Origin of the sequence: Enterococcus sp. AZ103 (assembly GCF_051714685.1) — a bacterium.
GTDB classification, from domain to species: Bacteria; Bacillota; Bacilli; order Lactobacillales; family Enterococcaceae; genus Enterococcus_A; species Enterococcus_A alishanensis.
In genome coordinates, this window is the sequence record NZ_JBIOSI010000002.1 from 375,658 (window position 1) to 398,689 (window position 23,032).

At 35.6% G+C, this 23,032-nt stretch carries 21 protein-coding genes; 5 read left to right on the forward strand and 16 right to left on the reverse strand.

What is annotated here, in order from left to right; genetic code table 11:
- Position 1 precedes the first annotated feature (1 nt).
- The 3 genes from ID741_RS16420 to ID741_RS16430 all read right to left on the reverse strand — a co-directional run bounded on the left by ID741_RS16420 (position 2) and on the right by ID741_RS16430 (position 2,721).
- On the reverse strand, positions 2-382 hold the full coding sequence (locus ID741_RS16420) for an HsmA family protein (RefSeq protein ID WP_438720803.1): 381 nt from the start codon (positions 380-382) through the stop codon (positions 2-4).
- A 118-nt stretch (positions 383-500) separates the two neighbouring features.
- Positions 501-1,658 carry a cation:proton antiporter gene (locus ID741_RS16425; RefSeq protein WP_438720804.1) on the reverse strand — a complete coding sequence of 386 codons (1,158 nt, stop codon included), beginning with the start codon at positions 1,656-1,658 and terminating at the stop codon, positions 501-503.
- 10 nt (positions 1,659-1,668) lie between these two features.
- Positions 1,669-2,721 carry a serine hydrolase domain-containing protein gene (locus ID741_RS16430; protein WP_438720805.1) on the reverse strand — a complete coding sequence of 351 codons (1,053 nt, stop codon included), beginning with the start codon at positions 2,719-2,721 and terminating at the stop codon, positions 1,669-1,671.
- Positions 2,722-2,869: 148 nt separating this feature from the next.
- On the opposite strand from ID741_RS16430, the gene lepB reads away from it, so the two are divergent.
- From lepB to ID741_RS16455, 5 genes are all read left to right on the forward strand, one after another.
- On the forward strand, positions 2,870-3,412 hold the full coding sequence (gene lepB, locus ID741_RS16435; protein ID WP_281419016.1) for a signal peptidase I: 543 nt from the start codon (positions 2,870-2,872) through the stop codon (positions 3,410-3,412).
- A gap of 153 nt (positions 3,413-3,565) precedes the next feature.
- Entirely contained in the window at positions 3,566-4,225 is a 660-nt protein-coding gene (locus tag ID741_RS16440; RefSeq protein WP_438720806.1) for an ABC transporter ATP-binding protein, read from the forward strand.
- Between the two features lie 14 nt (positions 4,226-4,239).
- Positions 4,240-4,992 carry an ABC transporter permease gene (locus tag ID741_RS16445; RefSeq protein ID WP_438720807.1) on the forward strand — a complete coding sequence of 251 codons (753 nt, stop codon included), beginning with the start codon at positions 4,240-4,242 and terminating at the stop codon, positions 4,990-4,992.
- A 63-nt stretch (positions 4,993-5,055) separates the two neighbouring features.
- Entirely contained in the window at positions 5,056-6,165 is a 1,110-nt protein-coding gene (locus ID741_RS16450) for a sensor histidine kinase (RefSeq protein ID WP_438720808.1), read from the forward strand.
- Positions 6,158-6,757, forward strand: coding sequence for a response regulator transcription factor (locus ID741_RS16455; RefSeq protein WP_218325633.1), 600 nt, complete (start codon positions 6,158-6,160; stop codon positions 6,755-6,757). Before ID741_RS16450 ends, ID741_RS16455 begins: the two co-directional genes overlap by 8 nt.
- Positions 6,758-6,795: 38 nt before the next feature.
- Here the strand turns inward: ID741_RS16455 and ID741_RS16460 are convergent, their stop codons facing one another.
- The 13 genes from ID741_RS16460 to ID741_RS16520 form a co-directional block, all read right to left on the reverse strand.
- The gene (locus ID741_RS16460) at positions 6,796-10,068 is read right to left on the reverse strand and encodes a MucBP domain-containing protein (RefSeq protein ID WP_438720809.1); all 3,273 of its coding nucleotides are present in this window, start codon (positions 10,066-10,068) and stop codon (positions 6,796-6,798) included.
- 388 nt (positions 10,069-10,456) lie between these two features.
- Positions 10,457-12,268: an ABC transporter permease gene (locus ID741_RS16465; RefSeq protein WP_438720810.1), complete on the reverse strand. Its 1,812-nt coding sequence runs from the start codon at positions 12,266-12,268 to the stop codon at positions 10,457-10,459.
- An 11-nt stretch (positions 12,269-12,279) separates the two neighbouring features.
- A complete protein-coding gene (locus ID741_RS16470) occupies positions 12,280-13,026 on the reverse strand; it encodes an ABC transporter ATP-binding protein (protein ID WP_438720811.1) in 747 nt (248 codons plus the stop codon).
- An 11-nt stretch (positions 13,027-13,037) separates the two neighbouring features.
- Positions 13,038-13,397: a YxeA family protein gene (locus ID741_RS16475; RefSeq protein ID WP_438720812.1), complete on the reverse strand. Its 360-nt coding sequence runs from the start codon at positions 13,395-13,397 to the stop codon at positions 13,038-13,040.
- A gap of 136 nt (positions 13,398-13,533) precedes the next feature.
- Positions 13,534-14,181 carry a GNAT family N-acetyltransferase gene (locus ID741_RS16480; protein WP_438720813.1) on the reverse strand — a complete coding sequence of 216 codons (648 nt, stop codon included), beginning with the start codon at positions 14,179-14,181 and terminating at the stop codon, positions 13,534-13,536.
- A 140-nt stretch (positions 14,182-14,321) separates the two neighbouring features.
- Positions 14,322-15,344: an adenosine deaminase gene (gene add / locus ID741_RS16485; RefSeq protein ID WP_438720814.1), complete on the reverse strand. Its 1,023-nt coding sequence runs from the start codon at positions 15,342-15,344 to the stop codon at positions 14,322-14,324.
- A 64-nt stretch (positions 15,345-15,408) separates the two neighbouring features.
- Positions 15,409-17,457 carry a BglG family transcription antiterminator gene (locus ID741_RS16490; RefSeq protein ID WP_438720815.1) on the reverse strand — a complete coding sequence of 683 codons (2,049 nt, stop codon included), beginning with the start codon at positions 17,455-17,457 and terminating at the stop codon, positions 15,409-15,411.
- 98 nt (positions 17,458-17,555) lie between these two features.
- Positions 17,556-18,707: an iron-containing alcohol dehydrogenase gene (locus tag ID741_RS16495; protein WP_438720816.1), complete on the reverse strand. Its 1,152-nt coding sequence runs from the start codon at positions 18,705-18,707 to the stop codon at positions 17,556-17,558.
- Between the two features lie 45 nt (positions 18,708-18,752).
- Positions 18,753-19,319, reverse strand: coding sequence for a 6-phospho-3-hexuloisomerase (gene hxlB, locus ID741_RS16500; RefSeq protein WP_438720817.1), 567 nt, complete (start codon positions 19,317-19,319; stop codon positions 18,753-18,755).
- A gap of 2 nt (positions 19,320-19,321) precedes the next feature.
- The gene (gene hxlA / locus ID741_RS16505; RefSeq protein WP_438720818.1) at positions 19,322-19,957 is read right to left on the reverse strand and encodes a 3-hexulose-6-phosphate synthase; all 636 of its coding nucleotides are present in this window, start codon (positions 19,955-19,957) and stop codon (positions 19,322-19,324) included.
- A gap of 4 nt (positions 19,958-19,961) precedes the next feature.
- Complete coding sequence (locus ID741_RS16510) at positions 19,962-21,098, reverse strand: mannitol-1-phosphate 5-dehydrogenase (protein WP_438720819.1); 1,137 nt, start codon at positions 21,096-21,098, stop codon at positions 19,962-19,964.
- Positions 21,099-21,533 carry a PTS sugar transporter subunit IIA gene (locus ID741_RS16515; protein WP_438720820.1) on the reverse strand — a complete coding sequence of 145 codons (435 nt, stop codon included), beginning with the start codon at positions 21,531-21,533 and terminating at the stop codon, positions 21,099-21,101.
- Positions 21,534-21,542: 9 nt separating this feature from the next.
- Positions 21,543-23,018 carry a PTS mannitol transporter subunit IICB gene (locus ID741_RS16520; protein WP_438720822.1) on the reverse strand — a complete coding sequence of 492 codons (1,476 nt, stop codon included), beginning with the start codon at positions 23,016-23,018 and terminating at the stop codon, positions 21,543-21,545.
- Between the last annotated feature and the right edge of the window lie 14 nt (positions 23,019-23,032).

The following is a 23,032-nucleotide window of genomic DNA, read 5'->3' on the forward strand; positions in this document are numbered from 1 at the left end:
TCTAAACGCCCATTCCGATTAACATCCCGATCACATAAGGAATCAACCAGAATAACCAGACGACTAAACTAAATTTATGAAAGGTTGCTTTGGCTTTTTCATTTTTGCGAAGTAAGACAATTATTGCCCAAATCAAATGAAAAGCCATTAATAAAATCGCCAACATACCAGTAATCTGATGTAAAGGATTGGCGGCGTTACCAGCAGTTACTAGCCCAGACATAATTGTCGTACCAGTCGTATCAAAAATTAAACCTAATGCAAATAATCCGACATGCTTCCAATTTAGTTCGCCACTTCTTCTTTCTGAAAAAACACCAATCGTATAAAAAATTAATGCTAAAGTAATGGTGATGATGGCTAAAATTAAAGTTGTATTCATTTTTCTCCTCCATTTTCGGTAACACTTTGTTACTTGATGAAATGAGTATACTTGTTCGGTGACATTTTGTCACTATTTTTGCTTAAAAAAATTCCCGCCTTTTTTTGACGGAAATTTGTTAAATTTTCGGATAAACTTTTTGAGTGAAATATTTTAAAATTAATGGTGACAGCAACGTACTAAATAAAATAATCATTACTAATGAAGAATAATATTTGTCTGCTACTAAAAGATTGGCACTACCTAATTGCAAAATAATTAATGCCATCTCTCCACGGGAGACCATACCTGAACCAATCATCCAAGCGCTATTATTTTCAAAACCAGATATTTTGGCTCCAAAAAATCCACCTAATAATTTTGATGCTACCGCAATGACTACCATTAGTAAAATAAAACCTAGTTGAGTTGCCATCGATTGGAAATTTACTTCTAAACCGATACTGACAAAAAAGACCGGAATAAATATTGAATAGCCTAAAGCCTCCATGTTTTGATTCACTAACTCTTTCACTTCTGTTTGACCTACCGCAATTCCGGCAAAAAAAGCCCCGACGACTGAACTCAAACCAACGAAATCAGCAAAATATGCCATTCCTAAACAGATGATTAGTGAAACAATAATCACAGCTGATGTAGTGAATAATCTTTGAGCTAACTTCATTAAAAACGGTGCAATCCACTTCACTAAAAAGAAAATAAACACAAAAAAGCCGATTTCTTTTGCCAAAACAAAGAAGTTCTCACTCAAAGAAGATTGATTTTTTTCCGCAATAAACGCCACACTAAAGCTTACTAATAAGACAGTCAAAATATCATCTAAGACGGCTGCACCTAAAATGGTGGCTCCTTCTTTACTATCCAGCACCCGTAATTCTTTTAAAACCTCTACGGAAATACTTACCGAAGTGGCTGCCAAAATAATTCCGAAAAACAGTGCTTGATTGCTGGCTATTTGTAACAATTTCCCGCCGGCAAAAGCTAAAATCAAGGGTAATACTATCCCAAAGCTGGCTACTAAAATTGCTGGTCGAAAATATTTTTTTAACAATGACAGATCACTTTCTAAACCCGCAATAAACATTAGCAAGATCACACCGATTTCAGAAAACTCAGTCACCAATAAATTGGGATGCACCCAATTTAAGCCCCCTTGACCTAATACCACTCCTACAATCAATTGGCCGATAACTGCCGGTAAGCCGATTCTTTTGGAAAAATGGGCAGCCAATGTTGTTGTGATTAAAATGATTACTAGAATACCAATGAACGCCATTTAGATTCTCCTATTCTTGACTGATTGTCCATAATTTATTTGCAATTTCTCCTAGATCATTTTGATTGGCTTGATTGCATAATAAAATAACTCCACTATCACGATTTTGATCCATTAAAAGAACCGATGCGTATGCCCCAATTGAACCTAAGCCAATCAACTGTTGATTATCTAACCAATAACCACCAGCATAATTGCTATCTGAAACCAATAAGCTTTGTAATTCACTACTATTTGGAAAAGTTGATTCCACTTGCCACAAATTTTCAGCCGACATTAAAAGATTACCAGCACCTAGCAAACTTGAAAATAAATTGGCAGCATCAGGCAATGACTCTTCTGCCACCTCAGAGTTTTTAAGGGAAGCTTCGGAGGGGTACCCTTTAGCGTAAGAGGTGTCCGCTGACAAATCTTGAGAAAAATAAGTGTGATCTAATTGCAACGGTGTACTGATTTTTTCGCTAAACAACTCGGCATAATCAAGCTGATAGACTTGTGATAAAATCCCTGCTAGTAAAGAATAATTAGCATTGGTATACTCAAAGTCAATTTGGTCAGCAACTGTTAATTCAGATAAAACATAGTTCAACTGGCTGTCTTGCGTCTCTAAAAACTCCCCTGGATCAGTTTCTTCCATTTGAATACCCGAAGTTTGATTTAACAATTGTCGAATGGTAATTTGACTACTGTTGGCTAATTCTGGATAAAAATCGACAATCGGTTGATCATAACTTATTTTACCCTCCGCAACGGCTTCAGCAATTAAGCTACCTGTTATAGTTTTTTGAATTGAAGCGATGGGAAAGCTTGTTTCAGCCGTGTTTTTAATTTTTTGCTGATAATCAGCGTAACCAAAACCAGCTGATAACTGTATTTTTTTATCTTTTACCACTAAAGCAACTCCATTAAAATCTTTTTCCTTCAAATATTGAATGATCTGTTCAGTGCTTGAAAAAGCGACCTTTTTTTGAACAGGTGTCTTTTTTTGAGAAAAATAAAAGCCGCTGACTGAGATGATTAGAGTAACTAAAATAGCTATATAGCGAAATCCTGATTTTTTCATAGGGAACCTTCTGACTAATTGATTTATTATACTTTACACCTGATGAAAAAAAATCACCATTATTTTAATGTTTTTAAAAGAACTTTCAGAATAGATTGCTTAATCTAGACTTTTTCTTTATGATAAATAAAAAAAGGAGGCTGCAAGTTTGAAAAAAGAATCGTGGTTTACTTGGAAAGATTTAGTCTATTTCATCTGCTTGATTGCACTCATGGTTGGCTTGCGGATGTTCGTCTTTTCATCGATTACTGTAAATGGTGCATCGATGGATCCAACTTTACAAGATCGAGAAAAAATTATTGGTTTAAAATTGGGCGAAATTCATCGTTTTGACATCGTGACTTTTGACGCTCCTGATAATCCTGGCACAGACTATATCAAACGTGTCATTGGTTTACCTGGCGAAACAGTCAGCTATAAAAACGATCAACTTTATATTAATGACAAGGCTTATAGTGAAGATTATTTAGATCAATATAAAAGTGAATTAACTGATGATTTACCTTTAACAATGGATGCCAATATGTCAGAAGACTTTTCCGTTAAAGTTCCAGAAGGTAGCTATTTTGTTTTAGGTGACAATCGCCGAGTTTCAAAAGACAGTCGTTTTATTGGCTCGATAGAAAGAGATAAAATTGACTCTAATGCAAAATTTGTGATTTGGCCATTGAACCAAATGGGCACAGTATAATAGAGGGACTTGATAAAATTGACGATTTTTCGTCAGATTTATCAAGTCTTTTTTTTGTGACAAATATCATAGAATGTCATGACGGATGCTTCTTAAACCGCTTCTAATATTCCAGTACACTTACCTTATCAACAAGAGATGAGGGAAATGAGAATGAATACAATCATAAAAATAAAACAAGTCACAGTTCGCTTCAAAAGAAAAAACGCCCTTGAAAAGATTGACTGTCAAATTAATCGTGGCGAAGTGGTCGGCTTGGTAGGTCCAAATGGCGCCGGTAAAACCACTTTAATTAAAACTATTTTAGGTTTTATTCCAATAAGCGCTGGAGAAATAGCGCACCAACAAATAAAAATGGCTTCACTGATTGAACAACCAGGTCTTTACCCTTTCATGACTGGAATGGAACACCTAAAAATGTTGGCGGAAAAGCAAACCACTCAGATCGAAATTGATCGTTTGATTCATTTATTGGACTTAACCGATTTTATTAATCAAAAGACCAAAGAATACTCATTAGGGATGAAACAGCGCTTAGGGATTGCGATTGGATTATTAAATAATCCGGACTTAATCATTTTAGATGAGCCGATGAACGGCTTAGATCCTTATTCTGTTAAACTTCTGAAAAAAGCGATTTTAACTTACAGCGAGACGGGCACTGGCTTTTTAATTTCCAGCCACATTCTAAGTGAGTTAGAACAAATCGTCAATCGGGTTCTATTAATGAAAGCCGGTCATTTAGTTGAAAATGTTGTACATCCTGAATTATTAGAGGACTTTGAAGATGGCTTATTGGCCAAATTAGCTTAAAGGAGCGAATAAAAATGAAAAATACAATCCAACAAGAAATATATAAAATGACGAAACAACAATTAATTCTGAAACAAAGTAGTGTCCTAGCAAGTTTTATTATTCTCAATGCCTTAGTTACTAAATTTACCAACATTATGTCTGCCGAAAAAGTTCTCCCGGTTTTATTTAACAGCGGTTGGCTAATTGTCTTTTACATGGTCTATCTGGCCAGTCAAATTTTTTCGATGGAATTTCGTTATGGTACAATCAAAAACTTACTACAAAATAATCCTCAACGAAAAGATATTTTCTTAGGAAAAATCTTCACTTTGATAGGCTATTCAATTTATCTGAATCTGATTGCACTAGTGACAACCATTGCTGCCAGTTTAATTTTATTTACCAAAATTGCTTTTAATGACACAGTAATTTTTGAGACATTATTGACGAATATCTTGGCAAGTTTTATTGGTATGTGGCTATTTGCTAGCTTATCTTTGATGATTTCTTTAATTGTAAAAAACGAATCTTTAGCAAGCATGTTAGGAATCGGTTCATATTTCATGTCTTCTATGTTGGCGGGCTTACAATTTATAGCTTTAGATAAAGCTCCTTGGTTACGTTGGAATCCTTTTAATATGTTGAATTTAGCCAATCAATTAGCCAATAGCTCACTTTCAAAAATGACCTTATTATCGACTCATCAATTAGTTATCGGTAATATTCTTTATATCTTATTATTTATTTTCATTGCAAAATTAATCTTTAATCGCAAAAAAATTTAATTCTTATTGCTAAAAAGCGGATTTTCCGATTTAATTATAGTAACCGTTTGGAAAGGATTTCCTATGAATAAATTTCGCTTATTTCCAGCTGGAGAGACAATTTCCTCATTAATATGGCTGCTGTTTCTCTTGATTCCCATGATGTCATTGTTTCCCTATGATACTTTTTTAAAACAAATAGCTGGTTTGTCACTTTTACTGTTTGCATGGTTTTATCGTAATACTTTATTTGATGGAAAATATTTCATTTATTGGATTGTTCTGCAATATCTGATTGCCTTATTTTATGTTCTGACATTAGGTTTTATCCAGCTTTTCATGTTTCCCGCTTGGAAATTAGGTTTTTCAAAAATCCGCAACCGAACGTTTTGGCAATTATTTATTTTACAAATTATTTTGATGACGATTGGTTTAATTTTTGGCCCGGTTCGCTACCCTGTTTTAGGTGGTGGCGATCAATTGGTAATGACGATTGGTTTTAGCTTATTTACTCTAGTCGCACCGCTAGCTGGTCAAGAATTTTATCATCAGCAAGAACAACGAAAACAATATTATCAAGCCAATAAACGAATGGAAGGCGTCATTAAAGGAGAAGAACGAAACCGTATCGCTCGCGAATTACATGATTCTTTAGGCCAATCTTTATCCGTCATGACAATTAAACTGGATTTGGCTCAAAAAATCTTATATAAAAAACCGGCATTAGTAGAAAACGAACTAAAAGAGATTGAAACAATCTCCCGTTCAACTTTAAAAACAGTACGGGAAATTGTCTCAGATATGCGACAACGAACCGTGGCTGAAGAATTAATTGACGTCAACCAAGCCTTAACAGCGGCTAAAATTATTTTAACCACTGAAAATGAAGAATTAGCAGCTGAATTAGCGCCGCCACAGCAAACTGAATTTAGCAGCATTCTACGAGAAGCTGTCACAAATATAGTGCGCCACAGTAAAGCATCCTATTGCACGATTGCTTTTCAAAAAGCCCAAAATTATCTTCAAGTCAGTATCAAAGATAACGGAATCGGTACGAAAGATATTATTACAGGCAACGGACTAACGGGCATGAAAGAACGCATCGAAAAAATCAACGGTTCTTTTGTGATTCAAGAAGATAAAGGAACCCTATTACGTTTTAATATTCCCTTAAAGGAGGTTGAAAATGATTAAAGTCTTAATCGCTGAAGACCAAGGCGTGCTCTCTTCTGCTTTAGCCATGATTTTAAATTTAGAAGACGATTTAGAAGTTGTTGGAACAGCGAAAGATGGCGCTGAAGCCATGAAATTACTGTCAGAATTTAAACCAGATATTTTATTGACTGACATCGAAATGCCGGAAAAAACTGGTTTGGATATAGCTGAAGAATTAACAGCAAGTCCCACCAAAGTAATTATTTTAACTACCTTTGCTCGCGACGGTTATTTTGAACGAGCTGTGGCGGCAAAAGTCTCCGCTTATTTGTTAAAGGATACTCCTAGCGAAGAATTGATTAACCATATTCGAGCCGCCATGGAAGGAAAAACTTTTTATGAACCTTCGTTAATTACTGGTTATATGAACAATCAAAAAAATCCATTGAGCCAAAAAGAGCAAGAAATTTTGAATTTGATTGCCAAAGGCGCTACCTCCAAAGAAATTGCCGCCAAACTTTACCTGTCTGACGGCACGATTCGTAATTATATTTCAGAAATCATCAGTAAATTAGCAGCTAAAAATCGGATTGATGCGGCTGAGAAAGCCAAGGAGAATGGGTGGCTATAAAAGCCGTGAGATGAATAAAATCATTTCGCGGCTTTTTCTTAGTTATTCATTTTACGTTTTTTGATAAATATTAGGATACTAGCAAGTCCCATTAACGCGACTCCCAAAACAATCAAGTAACCGGAAGCTTGTTCTCCAGTATTTGGTAAATTTTTAGACGTTATCGGCGTTGTTCCAGTGGTAATTGGTGAGCCGGTATTAGGAATAGTGCCACCACTAGTCATTCTTTGATAGACATAAGTTACCATAATTGGCTCAGCCGTAAATTGTCCACTTGCATTTTCTGGCAACCTCGTCTGATCCAAACGATAGCCTAAAACATCAATTGCTTGAGTCGTATAATCAGTACCGATTACCCCGTTTTGAGTACGACTTCTTGCAATTTCAACCCCATTTTGATCCACAAATCTAGTGGTAACAGTTGTTTGATCATTAGGATTAATTGGTTCTGTAACAATCTTTTTATATACATAAGTAACATAAATTGTTTCTGCTGTGAAGAGACCAGAAGCATTTTCTGGAAGCTTCGACAAGTCTAACATATACCCTGGAATTTCAATTGGTTTAGTATTATACGGATCACCAACGGCCCCTTCTTGATATCGACGCTTAATATTAGCAATTTCTGTTCCACTTTGATCAACAAAACGGGTAATCACCAATGCTTTTCCCGTTGATGGACTATCATTTTTGTTGTAAACATAGGTTACTAAAATTGTGCCATTGATATATTGACCGGTCGCATTTGTCGGTAATTTTGTTTCATCTAAAATGTAATCAGCAATTTCAATAGCATTAGCTCTATAGTTCGCCCCGACAGCTCCGGTTTGTCTTCGACGACCAGTAATTTCGTTTTCTTGCTGATCAACAAAACGAGTGATTACTGTACCAATTTGAATAGGCGGATTCACTGGATCTGACTTTTTGTAGACATAGGTTACTGTAATCGGATTAAGAGCAAAATATCCATTGGCATTTGTCGGCAATTTTGTCTCATCTAAAGTATAACCAGTAATATTTTTAGCGCTTGTTGAGTATTCGTCACCGAAATTTCCTGTTTGACTGTCAGATTGCACGATTTCCTCATTATTTTCATCAACATAACGGGTTATTACCTCTCCTTGTTGCGTATCTCTCACCGAAATTTCCAAATTCAGGCCTGACAAAATATTTGTTCCTTCATAAGCAGCAAAAATCACACCTTGATCAACAACAGCCGAAAAATTAGGAAAATCAATGCTGCCATCTGCCTCAATTGAAGGATACGCTGCCACAAATTCGCGCATGATTTCTCTGTTTCGTTCAGTTCCATTAATGTAACTACTGTAACGAAGCCCTGCGTCACCTGCCCCGATACTACTAAGTGGATATAAATTGTTATCTAAAGAAACTGAAAGAGCTTGAGTGAAAGTTGCCCGTAAATACAAAGCCAACATTTTTTTATCGGTTTCTTTGACATGGAAATAAGTACCATTGACGTTATAAGCATAGTCTGCATTTGGATTACCACCCCAAGTGTCAGCAGGATATCCTGGGAAACTATTGCTTTGCCCATCACCAATTAAATGATTATAGATCTCTTCATCTGGTAATTCCGTTAAATCAGAAATATTTCCGAATTCTGCGACTAACTCAGGATCGGTTTGATACAATTCCAACATGGCTGTATACATGCTTTTACCAACGATATTTTCAAAATCATAAACAATTTTGGCATTCCACGGAGTTATTTCATCTGCAGGAATAACTTTTTCTGTTTCTCCAGCTGCTTCCATCGCTGGATTGTAAATCTTACGATAATAATCAAACATTCTAGTCGCTGAACCACCACGCAAAACGTAGAAGTTTGAATTATCTCCAACAACTGGCATCATACTATCAAAATAAACTTTTTGATCCGTACTATTAATTACACGCAATTTTCCATCGTAGCGATTTACAGCATTATTGACAATCGAATTCATTGTCGCAATCGCTTCAAGCGCTGGAAAATCAATAACTGCTTGACCGTTTACAATGGCTGTAATTTCACCAACTGCCATTTGATGAATTTGAATCTTACGTTCAGACCCCTCTGTTTGGACAGTAATTTTTGAGGCGTCCTGTTCTGCCTCAGTTAAGTTAGTAATTGTGAAATCACCTGCTGGCGTTACTTGGATCGCCAACTGGATATCTGCTGTTCCGGGAGCGCTTACTTTTACCATTAAGTTTGCTTCGTTAGTAGCTCCGTCATTAAAGGAATATTTCAAAATATTATTTCCACCAACTGATGTAGTCAAACCATCGGCTGCCAAAATTTCAATCTGGCTACCACTGATTAATTGAGTGAATTCGATACTCGGTTCAATTTGTAGAATAATCGTACTATATAACAAACCAAGACCGTCGTTGACTGTACAATTTTCCAGAGCATCCAATTTAATGTCGGTTACACTCGGACCAACTCCGTAGTCCTTCACGCCAGCTTTTGCAGTAGCAATCCCATTGCCTTCAGTGACAAAAGAATAATTTGCAAACTTATGGATAATGTAGCGATTACCAAAAGTTGCAGAAACACCTTGATAAGGAACAATTGTGCCATCTTTATTATCATATAACGTTAAGTGGGTTTGATAGCGTTCAGGATTAGTTTTAAAGTAACGTGTATATCCAGCTTCTTTCTCAGCTGCGAGCTTTAGCTTGCTAAAATCATTAATTTTTATGTTAAAGAAGCCTACCCCTGAATTAATTGAATACAAATTGTCAATGTCTTCTGGTTTATAACTGCTACTCATCTCAATAGTTAAATTTGTTCCATTAGTTTCAAGTTTTGTTCCAGTTACTTTATAACTGTAGTACCTCGAAGTACTACCAAATGTGGTGCTAGAAGCATAATTGATTACAAATTCGTAGGCAACATCGTTTTCTAGTGTGATTTGACTCGCATGACTAGAAAAATCTTGTGTAATCCACTCTTCTTCACCAATTTTTCTCAAAGAAAGATTCATAGAATTTTGATTTTCATTAGAATTCACTTGAAAATTTACAACTGTTGTAGCTGCCTGAGGTGCACTATCATCTGATTCTGTTGGAACCTCTTCTGATTGAATTACTGGTTCTTCTGCTACTTCATTTGTTTCAGACAAGGAATTATTCTCTAAGGCCTCATCAATCGAACTATTAGTTAATCCTGGATCTTGTTCCTCTTTGCTTAAAATTCCCTCAGAATCTTGCTGTGCTATTTCTTGCGCCAGTACCGTAGCTGGCTGCTGTGCGCAAAGTAAAAAGACAAATAAGAAACATAACAAACGAGCAATTTTATTTTTTTCCACTTAACTCTTTCCCCTTTCTATCCTCCTTCATATAAAAAAACAAACAACAATCGACAATAATATTTAATTTTATTATAATATTAACAGTAAAAATATTCAATATTTAAAATAATTTTTTGATTAATAGCGTTATATTTCAATAATTAACAAAATTAACGAAAAAATTCTTTTTTTAATAATTTCTAAATGGAATAATTAATTAAAAAAATACCTCTAAAAATTAAGGATTTACTATCCTTTAAGGATAAAACGTTTTAAAAAAACATACTTGCTAGTATATGTTAGCTTTACCAAGCTATTTTAATTTGACTTTCTTATAAGTACAAAAAAACTGCATCCATCACCTTTTATAGTGACTGAATACAGTTCATTGCAGATAAAATTATTTTTAGGAATTTTTTTCTTTTGGTAAGACAATCCCACTATATAACCAAACTGTTAAGAAATAGTACAGTATATAAAGCACAGTGAAAATTAAGAAAGGCAACCATATTCCTTGGTAAGGTTGTTGCAACAAGGATTTAAACATTTGCAGACCAAACAAAACATGGAAAATCCCTAAGATCCCTGGGACTAAGAAAAGGATACCGATTTCTTTTTTTAAAGCACTTTGTAATAAATTTCGGCGAGCACCGATTTTGTTTAACATTTGATAACGAATCGCATCACTGGCTGCACCTGATAAGATTTTAAACATCAAGCAACTTGCCAACATGGTTAGAAAAGCCAATCCTAAAAAGAAGCCCATAAATTCAAACCCGGAGAATAAGCTATTGTAGACAGTATAGGCATCATACTTTTGTGACAAACTTAAATTGTTATCACCGGATAATTCAGGATTATTTTTTTGATTTAATGCCACCAAATCAGCAATTTTTTCTAAGGATGTTGAGAAATCTTTCACTTGAATTAACTGTAAACTACTGGTATTTTCTGGTAATGCCGCAAAATCACTTTCTGATAGAAAAACTTGATTCTTCGAGCGTTGGCTAGGTAATTCTAAGTTTCTTAATTGATCACTGGCAGTCACATCTGTTGCCAGACGATCGCCAGAGTATTCAGATTTTGTAAAATCTCCAGCTTCTTTCATTTCAACTACTTTTAAAGGGGTTTGATTAAATTCAGATTGAATGAAATAGACTGAGTCAGCCGTTTCTTTCATTTGGTAGCTGGTGTTTGATATTGGCTGTAATTTTCTGACTTGCCCCTGCGCCACTTTTTGACTGTTATTTAAAACTAAATCATAAGTGTTGGTTGCTTCGGTCATTTTCGTAATTTCTTTGTGAAAACCTAAGCCGACTGTGACAGCGCCTAAAGCCAAAGCAAAAATCATCGCTACCATTGATAGCATTTTGGTATAGTCTTTTAGTCGAAATGTTAATTGTGCCAAAGTAAAATTATTTAATTTATTTAAAGCCAAATTAGCTGACCGTTTCAACAACGATATAATAAATATAATTACCCCATCAAACACAAAGTAAGTTCCTAAAACAATTGTGACCAATGCGATAACTAAAGCAAAGATACCAAAATTCATCACTTTAAACATCATGAAATAACCAATGCCAAGTAAAGCAATACCAGCCAATGTTTCAACAAATAACAATAATTTTGACCGTTTCACTTGAACCGGTGTATCGGCATCCTTCAATAGATTTAAAATTGGCAGTTTTACAATTTTTGTAGCGTTTAATATTGCTGCCACAAAAAAGATTATTACAAAGAAAATAAGCGTAGTTAAAAAAGCCGAAAAATGAACGGGTGAAAAATGGCTAACAGTTAAATTCAATTGGTGAACGAGTAACTGATTCACTCCAGCTGCTAGCCCAATGCCTAACAATACACCAACAATTGTTGCCGCAATACCGACAAAAAAGGTTTCTAAAAAGATCAATTGTGCGATTTTTCGACTTTTGGCTCCTAACATCATAAACAGTCCGTAGTCTCGTTGTCGCATCGTCATTAAAAAGGAATTGGCATATAAAATATAAACCAATGTGATAATTCCTAATAAAATTGACCCTAAATGAAAGATAAATACCACTGCTGAGATAGTTGAGTTACTTTTTAAAAAAGCTTCATTAGAGGCCAATATTTCAAACATATAAAAGATTCCAGCGGCAACCACCAATCCTGAGAACAGGACTAAATAATCCCGCAAGCGATTTTTCATTCCGCTAAGTGACAGTTTTAATAACATTTTCCCACTCCCTACTGTTCTAAATCAGCCACTACCGCTAAGATTTCACGATAAAAATGTTCTCGACTGGCTGTTCCACGATTTAATTCTTGATAGATGACCCCATCTTTAATAAACAAAATTCGATCAGTAAAGCTTGCTGAAAATGGATCATGAGTCACCAACAAAATAGAAACTTGATCCTCTTGATTCAAATCCGTCATGGTATCCAATAAGGCCCTGGCACTTTTAGAATCTAGCGCACCTGTTGGCTCATCTCCTAATAAGATCGTTGGTTGGGTAATTAAGGCTCTGGCAGCAGCGACTCGTTGTTTTTGTCCGCCGGAAATTTCAGCTGGATAGCTGTTTAAAATTTCTGAAATACCTAAACGTTGTCCAATTTTTTTAACCCGAACTTTAATTTCTTTCGCTTTTACATTTTGTAAGGATAACGGTACCGAAATATTTTCAGCTGCAGTTAAATTTTCTAATAGATTAAAATCTTGGAAAATAAAGCCAATTTCTTTACTGCGAAAATCAGCCAATTGATTGCCTTTTAAATTTTGCGTTGGTTGTTGGTTAATGGTCACTTGTCCACTGGTTGGTTTATCTAAAGTTGCTAAAATATTTAATAACGTCGATTTCCCAGAACCCGAGGCACCCATAATACCAACAAAATCACCTTTTTCAATTTCAAAGGAAATACCCTTTAACGCTTCAGTTTTTTTACCAGTACCGTATGTTTTTTTAATTTCTTCAACAGTTACAATTTTTTCCATTTTCAATTCTCCTATTTGCTTAATTTTGTTTCAGCCTTTTGGGGTAAATCGTTTTTTTGGACTTCTTCATAAGAAGTCACCCCTTTTTTCTGATTCCAGGTTAATTTTAAATAAGCATCACGTTTTAAAGGTCGATCCTTAAAAGCTGAAAAATCCAATACTTTTTCTTGACCTTCTTTATCATAACCAGTTAATTGATAACTGTATTTAGTAATCGCGTTGCCAGAATCATCTTGTTCTAAAGTTTTTGTGCCATCATCAGTGATTTGGACATAATAATCAGTACCACCCATCACAACTGTTTCAGCAATTTTCAGTCCACCAAATATAAGAACAACGACCAAGACTAAACCAATTAATAATTTTTTCATTTTAAATTCCTCCGTATTTTCTGATTAATGTCAGTTTATAATCATTTTATTTTTTGTAACATCGAAGTTTCTATTCTTTAACTTACAATTTCGTCACACAAAAAAACAACAGCTGTTAAACTGTTGTTTTTATCAATTAATATTCGGTTAAATCCAGTTCACTAGCAGCTTTTTCAAATGCTGCTTGGCAAGGCAAGACTTGTTTTTCTTTTTCTGGAAAAGTTGCATCATATGCCGGTAAAGCCGATAAATCAGGATACATCGCTGCAGAAAAATGCATTTCTCCCTGAATATTGTCTAAAGCTCCTTCATATAACGGTAACGCCATCACACCAGTATAAAACTTGCCGTCTGGCATGGAAATATGATACTTTTTGCTTCCTACAAAACCATAAGGCTGATAATGGTACGGAAAACCAGCGATAACAATTGCCTTATAGCCTAAACGTTTTGCTTCAGCAATCGAATGGCTAATCATTTGTCTACCAAAACCTTGGCGATGATATTTCGGTAAAATACTAACAGGACCAAAACTAACAACCTCATGTTCTTCTTCGTTTCCAGCAATCACTTTGGCGCGAGTATAAATGATACTACCTATGATTTCACCATCTTTTTCAATCACAAAAGATAGTTCGGGTAAATAATCAGGATGCTTACGAATACTGTGAGCCAAAAAATGTTCTTCAGCACCCGGTTGATAAAGATTCCAAAAAGCCTCTCGTGTAATTTCTTCAACGCGGCGATAATCTTCTGGTTTTTCATGTCTAATAATTGTCTTCATATAAATAGTCTCCTTTAATGAATCCTTTGAATTTGCGACAAATAGCTGAAAACAATCCAAATAAGCTTATATTCTTTTGGGATTGCTTTAGTTACCTGTGACCCTCATCAGACATGCCTCATTTCTTTTCTTCTATTTTATCATAAATATTTTTGACTGGCAGCTTGCATTTTAGTTTGGACTTTTGACCGAATAACTGAACTGGCGAAAGCTGCATTAATGGCGACTTGATTCATCTGATAAAAGTCGATAAAGTCTAAATCAAAAGTTTTCATAACTAAATCGTATTCTTTTGATAAAGTCGTATCAGAAACTGTTTTATTATCAGTATTTAAACAAAATTGAACACCCTTAGCTAGCCAATTTCTGATAGGATAATCACTAATTTTTTCAATCGCCTTAGTTTGTAAATTACTTGTAGGGCAGCCTTCAATACAAACATTAGCCGCAATCAGTTTTTCTTGTACCGCTTCATCGGTAGCAATCGCGATGCCATGTCCGACTCTTTGGGCGCCATGAGCTACCGAATCTACCACATTTGCGATACAACCGCACTCACCTGCATGTAAAGTCAAAGAAAGGGAAGTTTCATCAATCACTAAACGATAGGTTTCCGACAAATCCGTCACCGAATCATCTAGCTCTGGTCCTGCCAAATCTAAGCCGACTACTTTTGGATTTTCTAATTGTTGCGTTTCTTGAAAAACTTTTTTGATTTCCTCTTGTTTTTCCTGCCGCATCCCAATCACTAAAATATTGCCATCAATCGGATATTTTTCTTCAGCTTTTGCAATTCCACGAGCCACCGCTAAAATCGTTTGACTAACTGTCAATCCTTTCTCTTGAGACAAAGAAGGGGCAAAACGAATCTCGATATAAACAATCCCATCTTCAAAAGCCTGTTCCATCACATCAAAGGCAGCCATTTCTAAAGCAATTTCCGTTTGTAAATAAGGTGCCACAAAATCAAATGGCGCCAAATAATCGACTAAATCCTTTGCATCTACTGGCGCTGTCATCGCATCTTTTACCACTGCCAAATCTTGAGGAATCGCCATATTTTGTACCTTAGCAATCTCCATCAACGTCGCCGGTCGAATCGAACCATCTAAATGGCAATGTAACTCCGCCTTAGGAAAAGCCTGAATTTCTGAAAATTCCATTTCCACACCTACTTTTTTATATTGCTAAGAAGTATAACGGGTTTTTTGATGGAAGTATAGGCTTTTAGAGAATTTTTTCTAAGATTAGGTCTCTGATCTTTTCTTGCAGTAATTGTTTAATCCCAATGGTATCTGCTCTTTCAAACAGTTGAATGTGCTCAGGACTTTCAATAATAAACATGGTCAATAAGCTAATTAAGTCACTGATGATTGACACTTCTGTTTTTGGTGAAACAATGCATATGATCGAACGAACTATGGCGGTTGACTGATCCACTGTCGGAAACTCAGCACCACTAGCTAAACTAAAAACATTGAATCGTATTTCTTGAATCTCTGTTGACTGGTATTGAATGTAACCCAACTGAGTGTCAGGAATAGCAAAAATTGAACTCTGCTGGGCTGTTTCTTCTAATTGAATTTTTGCATCGGGAAATTGTTGCTGATAAAAACAATTCAAATACTGGTACAAGGCGGGCAAGTTTTGGAGGTCGTTTATTTTTTCAACACTAAAATGACTCAGAATATTTTGGCTATTCTCGGCAATGCTACTAACCTCCCCTAAATTGGTAATCCAATTTTTACTAAAATTACCTGGTTGGGGCAATAATAATTCTTTTCGATGTAGTTTTGCATATCGAATACTATTAATGGCTTCGTTGACTGCTACTAACTCTTTCTTATTTAGTAGCGGAGAAACCATCATATAGTCATGCTCATTTAAAGGTAGTGAAATTGTTGAAAAAACCATATCGTAGTTATCTAAATTTTCATCATACAATTTTAAAAAGCTAATTATTTTTTTTATTTCAATTTCAGGAATTTCTCTCGTTAAGCGGCTAGCTAACATTTTTGATGATCCCATCCCAGAGGAACAAACAATTAATGCTGTAATTGAACGGTCCATCACTTTATCTAAAGCTACTGAAAAATGCAGAGTCAAAAAACCAATTTCATCATCTGGAAAGGTGCTTTTACTGAAGACTACTTCTGCGCCTCTTTTAATTGTTTGAAAAAGCTTATTATAATTTTTCCGAATTTCCTTCAGCATGGGATTTTGAACAGTGATGCCACTATCAATCCGTGAAATAGCCCGATCTAAGTGTTCATATAAAGCATTTTGTAACGCCAAGTCATTCCGCAGGCGACAACCCATTACTGATTCTACAAAAACGATAAAATCATTCACTTTGCGAATTAGTTCTAACTCTTTATTCGTTTCGACTTTATTGTTGATTGACACAACCCATTCTAAAAATAATTGTTGATTTTCAGAAAAAATCATCTGAAATTCTTCTTCTAATCCTTCTTTTAAAATTGTAAATAACACTTCTGGTTGTGTATTGGCTTGTGCCAAATTGGTTAGATAATAGTCTCTTGAAAGCTCCTCCTGATTTCTTTTAACCATAATAGTAAGTAGCAAGACATAATCTTGAAATGTCACATCGGAAACCTGAAATTTTCCAAGCTCAAAAATTTTCCTTAACAAAGGAATTATCTGACTAAACAGCTGAAAGTATTCGTAATCTCGTAGGATTTTAATTTCCACATTGATATCTCTGACTATTCCAGTATCTACTAATCTTAAAATTTCAAAAAAATCGATATTTCTTTGTAGATGGTTCAAAAGAAAAATCCTTTTTTTGGTTTCGGGGCCTTCGATGATTGCTCCTTCACCTTTTTTCATAGTTAAAATAAGATCATATTCTTTTAGTATTTTCCTAACCTCACCGAAATCATTACGAATTGATTGAACGGAAACCGCTAATATCAATGATAAGTATTCTGCTTTTAGAACGTCTTCATTCAGTAACAAAAAAATAATCCAATAAGGTCGGTTCTTTACTGCAAAATCTGCAGTATTTTCAGTTATATTAGCTTCTAAAACTGCAAAATCCCCCGTTTCACCGCTAATTTTAAACCCTTTACCGGTTTCATTGATTAAGCTCAATTGATTTTTTTCAATTACTTCATACACTTCATCTAATTGACGATAGACAGTGCGGCTAGTAACGGCTAATTCCTTAGCAATTTCGGCGATAGTGGTGAATTTCTTTTGATTGTTCAATAAAATTAAAATAATATCTTTTGACCGTTCACTAATCACCAACATTCTCACTCCTTTAATTCTCATTCCTTTTATTTTAAGTGCTAACACACATGGATGCAAAAAAACTTTACCTCACAATTGTACGAGGTAAAGATATCAAACTATAAAATTTCTTTGAACATTTCAATCGTTTCCGCTACTGTTGGCAAATAAGGATTAGCCCCAGCACAAGCGTCAAGTTGCGCATTTTCTGCTAATTTTACCAAATCAATTTCTGTTACGCCTAGCTCCGACAATTTTTCAGGAATACCAACTTTTTTGGATAATTCTTTAATTTGATCAATCACGTAATCAGCAGTTTCTTGATCAGATTTTCCGTTAATATCCATTCCTAGAACTTCGGCAATGCGGCGAAATTTTTCTGGCACAACTTTAGCATTTTCTCTTTCAACAATCGGTAATAACATGGCATTACAAACCCCATGAGGTAAATCATAAAGCCCACCTAATTGATGTGCCATTGCATGTACATAGCCTAAGCCAGCATTATTAAAAGCCATTCCCGCTAAGAAAATTGCGTAAACCATATTTTCTCGTGCTTCAATATTGTGACCATCTTCAACAGCAGTTGGTAAATTTTCAAAAATTAATTGGACCGCTGCCTCAGCTACAACATCCGTGACTGGATAAGCTCCCGGAGTTACCAAAGCTTCAATCGCGTGAGTCAAGGCATCAATTCCTGTTGCTGCTGTCAAACTTGCTGGTTTATCTAACATTAGCTCAGGATCATTGACTGACATCAAAGCCAAACTATTTTTATCAATCATAATCATTTTTACGCCGCGACTATCATCTGTAATGACATAATTGATAGTAATTTCAGCTGAAGTTCCTGCCGTTGTATTGATAGCCACAACTGGCATTGCTTTTTTCTGAGTTTTATCGCCGCCTTCATAATCAGTCATTTTACCGCCATTGGTTGCTAGAATACTAATTCCACTAGCTGCATCCTGCGGTGAGCCACCACCTAAAGAAATAATAAAATCACAATTTTCAGCTTTCAATAAAGCTAATCCAGCCTCGACATTTGCTACAGTTGGGTTAGGTTTCACATCATCAAAAACAACGAATTCTAAAGCAATTTCCTGTAATGGTGCAATCACTTTTGCGAACACAGGACTATTTCTTAGAAATTTATCAGTTACTAATAATGCTTTTTTAAAGCCCAAAGTCTTGATTTGTTCACCTAATTGATTAATGCAGCCTCGACCCATTAAGTTTGTCGCTGGTACATAAAAAGTATGTCCACTCATATTGATTTACGCCTCTTTCTTTTTAATATAAAGGATAAGATATTTTTATTCTAAATTTGCATGTCTTGGAAACATCGTATCAGTTGTTTCTCCCAAAATTTCCATTAAGCGCATAATCATCGCATCATAAATTAAGAAACTCAATTGCTCAAAAGATGAACCCATCGGTTGAACAGATTGACCAATCAAATCGGCATCTTCAACCTTTGGTGAGGCACCTGGCAAAACAAAGATTGCTGTTGACATTTGCGCAATCGTTGATGCTGGGTTAATCGTATTTAAAGCAATATTTACACCATTTTTTTTCGCTTTTTTCGCCATTGAAACAAGACTTTCTGTTTCGCCGGAACCAGAACCAATGACTAATAAATCTCCTTCATGAGCACTTGTTGTCGTATAATCTCCTGTAATACTGACGTTTAATCCTAGCTGCATCATACGATTGGCAAAAGCTCGAATGGCTAAGCCGGAGCGTCCCGCTCCCGCGATAAAAATATGTTTGGCTTTAACAATTTCTTGTACAAAATTTTCTAATTGTTGTCCGTCCACCGCGGTTAAATTTTGCTGCAGCTCTTTTAAAATGCTCTCAACATTATTTTTAACATCTACCATCCTTATTTTGCCTCCTTTAATGCTTCAGCAATTAATCTTGCTTCCTTGACTGGATCTTCAGCATTTAAAATCCCACTGCCAACAATCACGATATCTGGATCTAACGCCATATATTCTTTGACGGTTTGACTATTGATACCTCCAGCCACGGCTACTTGAACATTTTTTACGTATTTTTTCATTTCTGTTAAGTCTTCTAAAGGTGTCCGACCGGCTGCTTGTTGATCAGCACCTGTATGCACGGCAATCACATCTACTCCCAAAGCTTCAACTTGCGGTACGCGAGTTGCAAAATCAGCCACTGTAATCATATCCACCATAATTTTTTTACCGTGTTTTTTGGCTTCTTCGACACAACCTTTAATGGTTAAATCATCCGTCACTCCTAAAACAGTCACATATTCTGCATTCGCTTCGAAGGCTAACTGTGCTTCATATGCACCAGCATCCATAATTTTTGCATCACATAAGACATCTACTTGTGGAAATTTTGATTTGATTTGGCGAACGGCTTCGCGACCAGCGTCAATTACAAATGGCGTCCCAACTTCTACAATATCTACATACTGAATTAATTCTTCTAATTGCTCTAAAGCTTCCGTTAAATTTAATTCATCGATGGCTAGTTGTAATTTCATTTTATTATTTCCCCATTTCTTGATATGCTTTTAAAATTTGATTGAATAACTCTGAATCAGGTGATAACTTACTGAATTTTTCAAGTGCTTCAGCAACACCATTAGCTTTTATTTCAGCCTGCATTGTCACCGCTTGTTCATCCGCTGGATTTTCAAAATGCAATAATGCTCCAATCGCTGTAGCAAGTGCTGAATTTTTAAATCCTAATTTAGCTAATTGTTCCGCAGGTGCCACTAAGCGATCAGTTGGATCAATTTTTCTCAATGGAGAACGACCCACTCGTAAAACATCGTCTAAAACAAAGGTGGCTGAGAATCTAGCAATTGACTCGTCAATCTTATGAGCCAATTCTTCTGAGGTGAAACCGTATTTTTCTTGTAATAGTGCAGCTGACTCTTTCATTGCTGCAATAGCAGTGGCTTTAATTTCATCGTCCTTTAGAGCCTCTTGAACTGTTAAATAGCCTTTAACAAAACCTAGATAAGCTAAGACCGCATGTCCGCAGTTAACGATATATAATTTTCGTTCTAAATAAGGATGTAAGTCTTCAACATAAGTAGCTCCTTTGATTGGTTCTTTTCGTAACATTTGGTTTTCTTCTACAACAAGCTCAAAGGCCTGATCAATTTCCACCACACTTTTCCCATCGAGGTTTGCGCCTAAAGCTAAACGGTCAACCGAAGTATTGGCAAATTTTGCAATGGTGTTCAAAACTTCTTCAGATAAATCTTTAGCCAATAAATCTTTCAACATATTAGTGGCAAATAACGCATTTTCACAAGCAATTACATTAACGGGCGCTAAACCTTTTTGATATCTGATTTGTAATCCTTTTGCCAACATTGGCGAAATTTTTGGTAAATTGTCAGCCCAAACTGACGTAGTGATTAAATCAGCTTGACAAATTTCATCAATAATTTCTTGTTGCTGGTTGATAGGACTTAAGGCTTTTACATCCTGAATCGTTTCTTTTCGTTTGTTGTCACTTAAGATAAACAAATCATATTGTTTATCTTGATTAATTTGACGTACAACTTTTTCACTGACTTCAATAAATGTTATCTGATACCCACTTTTATTCAGCAAATCGCCAATAAAACCACGACCGATATTTCCGGCACCAAAATGTACTGCTTTCACTTAAAACACTCCTTCAAATAGATTAAAAATTTCCTCTTTTGTTTGTGCTTGCGCTAATTTTTCGATATTTTCTGACTCACTTAATACAGTAGCTATTTTTGACAAGTATTCTAAATGTTCATCATTTTTTCCGGCAATCCCAATTAGTACCTTCACTTCTTTATTCGGACCAAATGAGACACCCTCTGGAACTTGAAGCAATGAAATTCCTGAATGCATAATGTATTCTTGTGAGCCATCTACACCATGAGGAATTGCGATGCCATTGCCCATATAAGTCGATAGGACTTCTTCTCTAGCCAACATGGATTGAATGTATTCAGGTTTAACATATCCATTGTTTACTAAGATAGCTCCGCAAGTTTTGATGGCTTCTTCTTTAGATGAAAGCTTTTGGTTTAATTCAATATTTTTTAAATTAAATACATGACTCATTTTTATTCCTCAATCCTTTGATTTTTTCAATTCTTCGACGATTCGATCATATTCTGCACCATCCATAAAACCAGTCAAAGTCATGTACTGTAAGTCTTTTTTATCAATATTTTTTTCTTTGGCCCGTTCTAATAAATCTTCATGGGTAATCACCAAATCCGCGTCATCGGGAATATTATTAATCGATTTATTGATGACTTCCAGATCTAGCATCGCTTTATTAACTTTAGTCCGCAGCATTGATGCTCCCATTGCAGAAGATCCCATTCCAGCATCACAAGCAACTACTACCTTATGGATTTTGCTATTATCGATAGTTGTCTTTTTTCCGTTTGATGAAATTGCTTCATTTGATACAGCAGCGACATGTTCTAAAGCTGCACCATCATTAATTGGACCCACATCAGCTTGAATGGTTTCCTCCAATTCATCCACCATGGACTTATCTCGTTTTAATATCACACTAGCAATTGCACAAGAAACCGCCATTCCAGCAAAGTAGCCTAAAATATTTGCAAAGAAACTGCCTTTTGGTGTCATCAATAAGAAAGCTATAAAACTTCCCGGCGAAGGTACAGCTACGGCTCCACCGCCTAATAGTTGGAAAATAGTCAGTGAAGTCATACTACCGAAAATTGGAGCCAACACTAAAATTGGTTTCATCAAAACATATGGGAAATAAACTTCAGCGATTCCACCAAACATTACAATAACTGTTGCAGCCGGTGCCGTTTTTTTAGCAATTCCTTTACCAAATAAACAGAAAGCTAACATTACCCCAACCAACGGTCCACTGTTTCCTTCAACTAAGAATAAGATTGATTTCCCAAACTCTGCGACTTGTTCAACACCCAGAGGAACCATAATGCCGTGATTAATTGCATTATTTAAAAATAAAACTTGGGCTGGTGCAACAAAAATACTAGTCAAGGGAATTAAATTATGCTGTAAGAACCAGTTCACTCCCGTAGATAAAATTGTTAAAACAACATCAAATATTGGTTCAATCGCAACCAATCCAAGAATCATCAAAATCCCACCGACAATGCCGATAGAAAAATTATCTACTAGCATTTCTAAACCTGGTTTTACTTTTCCTTCATATAATTTATCGACTTTTTTTAATAGAAGAGCGGCTAATGGACCAATCACCATTGCGCCAAGTAACATCGTCAGATCTGAACCAACAATGATTCCCATTGTAGCGATTACACCAATCACACCACCACGACGGTCGTATACATTTGATCCAGCTGTATAAGCGATTAATAATGGCATCATATATTTCAGCGATGGATCAACCAGTGTTGCGAGTGTTTCGTTTGGAAACCAGCCAGTCGGAATGAATAAAGCAGTAATTAATCCCCATGCGATAAATGCACCAATATTTGGCATCACCATCGAACTTAAAACGCCTCCGAATTTCTGGACCTTTGTTTTCCAATCTACTTTTTCTTTATTATTTAACGAGACTTTATTTTCCATCATGCTCCTCCTAT

Coding starts and splice junctions, on each gene's coding strand:
- ID741_RS16420 (WP_438720803.1), bottom strand. CDS start 382: ATGAATACAACTTTAATTTTAGCCATCATCACCATTACTTTAGCATTA.
- ID741_RS16425 (WP_438720804.1), bottom strand. CDS start 1,658: ATGGCGTTCATTGGTATTCTAGTAATCATTTTAATCACAACAACATTG.
- ID741_RS16430 (WP_438720805.1), bottom strand. CDS start 2,721: ATGAAAAAATCAGGATTTCGCTATATAGCTATTTTAGTTACTCTAATC.
- ID741_RS16440 (WP_438720806.1), top strand. CDS start 3,566: ATGAATACAATCATAAAAATAAAACAAGTCACAGTTCGCTTCAAAAGA.
- ID741_RS16445 (WP_438720807.1), top strand. CDS start 4,240: ATGAAAAATACAATCCAACAAGAAATATATAAAATGACGAAACAACAA.
- ID741_RS16450 (WP_438720808.1), top strand. CDS start 5,056: ATGAATAAATTTCGCTTATTTCCAGCTGGAGAGACAATTTCCTCATTA.
- ID741_RS16455 (WP_218325633.1), top strand. CDS start 6,158: ATGATTAAAGTCTTAATCGCTGAAGACCAAGGCGTGCTCTCTTCTGCT.
- ID741_RS16465 (WP_438720810.1), bottom strand. CDS start 12,268: ATGTTATTAAAACTGTCACTTAGCGGAATGAAAAATCGCTTGCGGGAT.
- ID741_RS16470 (WP_438720811.1), bottom strand. CDS start 13,026: ATGGAAAAAATTGTAACTGTTGAAGAAATTAAAAAAACATACGGTACT.
- ID741_RS16475 (WP_438720812.1), bottom strand. CDS start 13,397: ATGAAAAAATTATTAATTGGTTTAGTCTTGGTCGTTGTTCTTATATTT.
- ID741_RS16480 (WP_438720813.1), bottom strand. CDS start 14,181: ATGAAGACAATTATTAGACATGAAAAACCAGAAGATTATCGCCGCGTT.
- add (WP_438720814.1), bottom strand. CDS start 15,344: ATGGAATTTTCAGAAATTCAGGCTTTTCCTAAGGCGGAGTTACATTGC.
- ID741_RS16490 (WP_438720815.1), bottom strand. CDS start 17,457: ATGTTGGTGATTAGTGAACGGTCAAAAGATATTATTTTAATTTTATTG.
- ID741_RS16495 (WP_438720816.1), bottom strand. CDS start 18,707: ATGAGTGGACATACTTTTTATGTACCAGCGACAAACTTAATGGGTCGA.
- hxlB (WP_438720817.1), bottom strand. CDS start 19,319: ATGGTAGATGTTAAAAATAATGTTGAGAGCATTTTAAAAGAGCTGCAG.
- hxlA (WP_438720818.1), bottom strand. CDS start 19,957: ATGAAATTACAACTAGCCATCGATGAATTAAATTTAACGGAAGCTTTA.
- ID741_RS16515 (WP_438720820.1), bottom strand. CDS start 21,533: ATGAGTCATGTATTTAATTTAAAAAATATTGAATTAAACCAAAAGCTT.
- ID741_RS16520 (WP_438720822.1), bottom strand. CDS start 23,018: ATGGAAAATAAAGTCTCGTTAAATAATAAAGAAAAAGTAGATTGGAAA.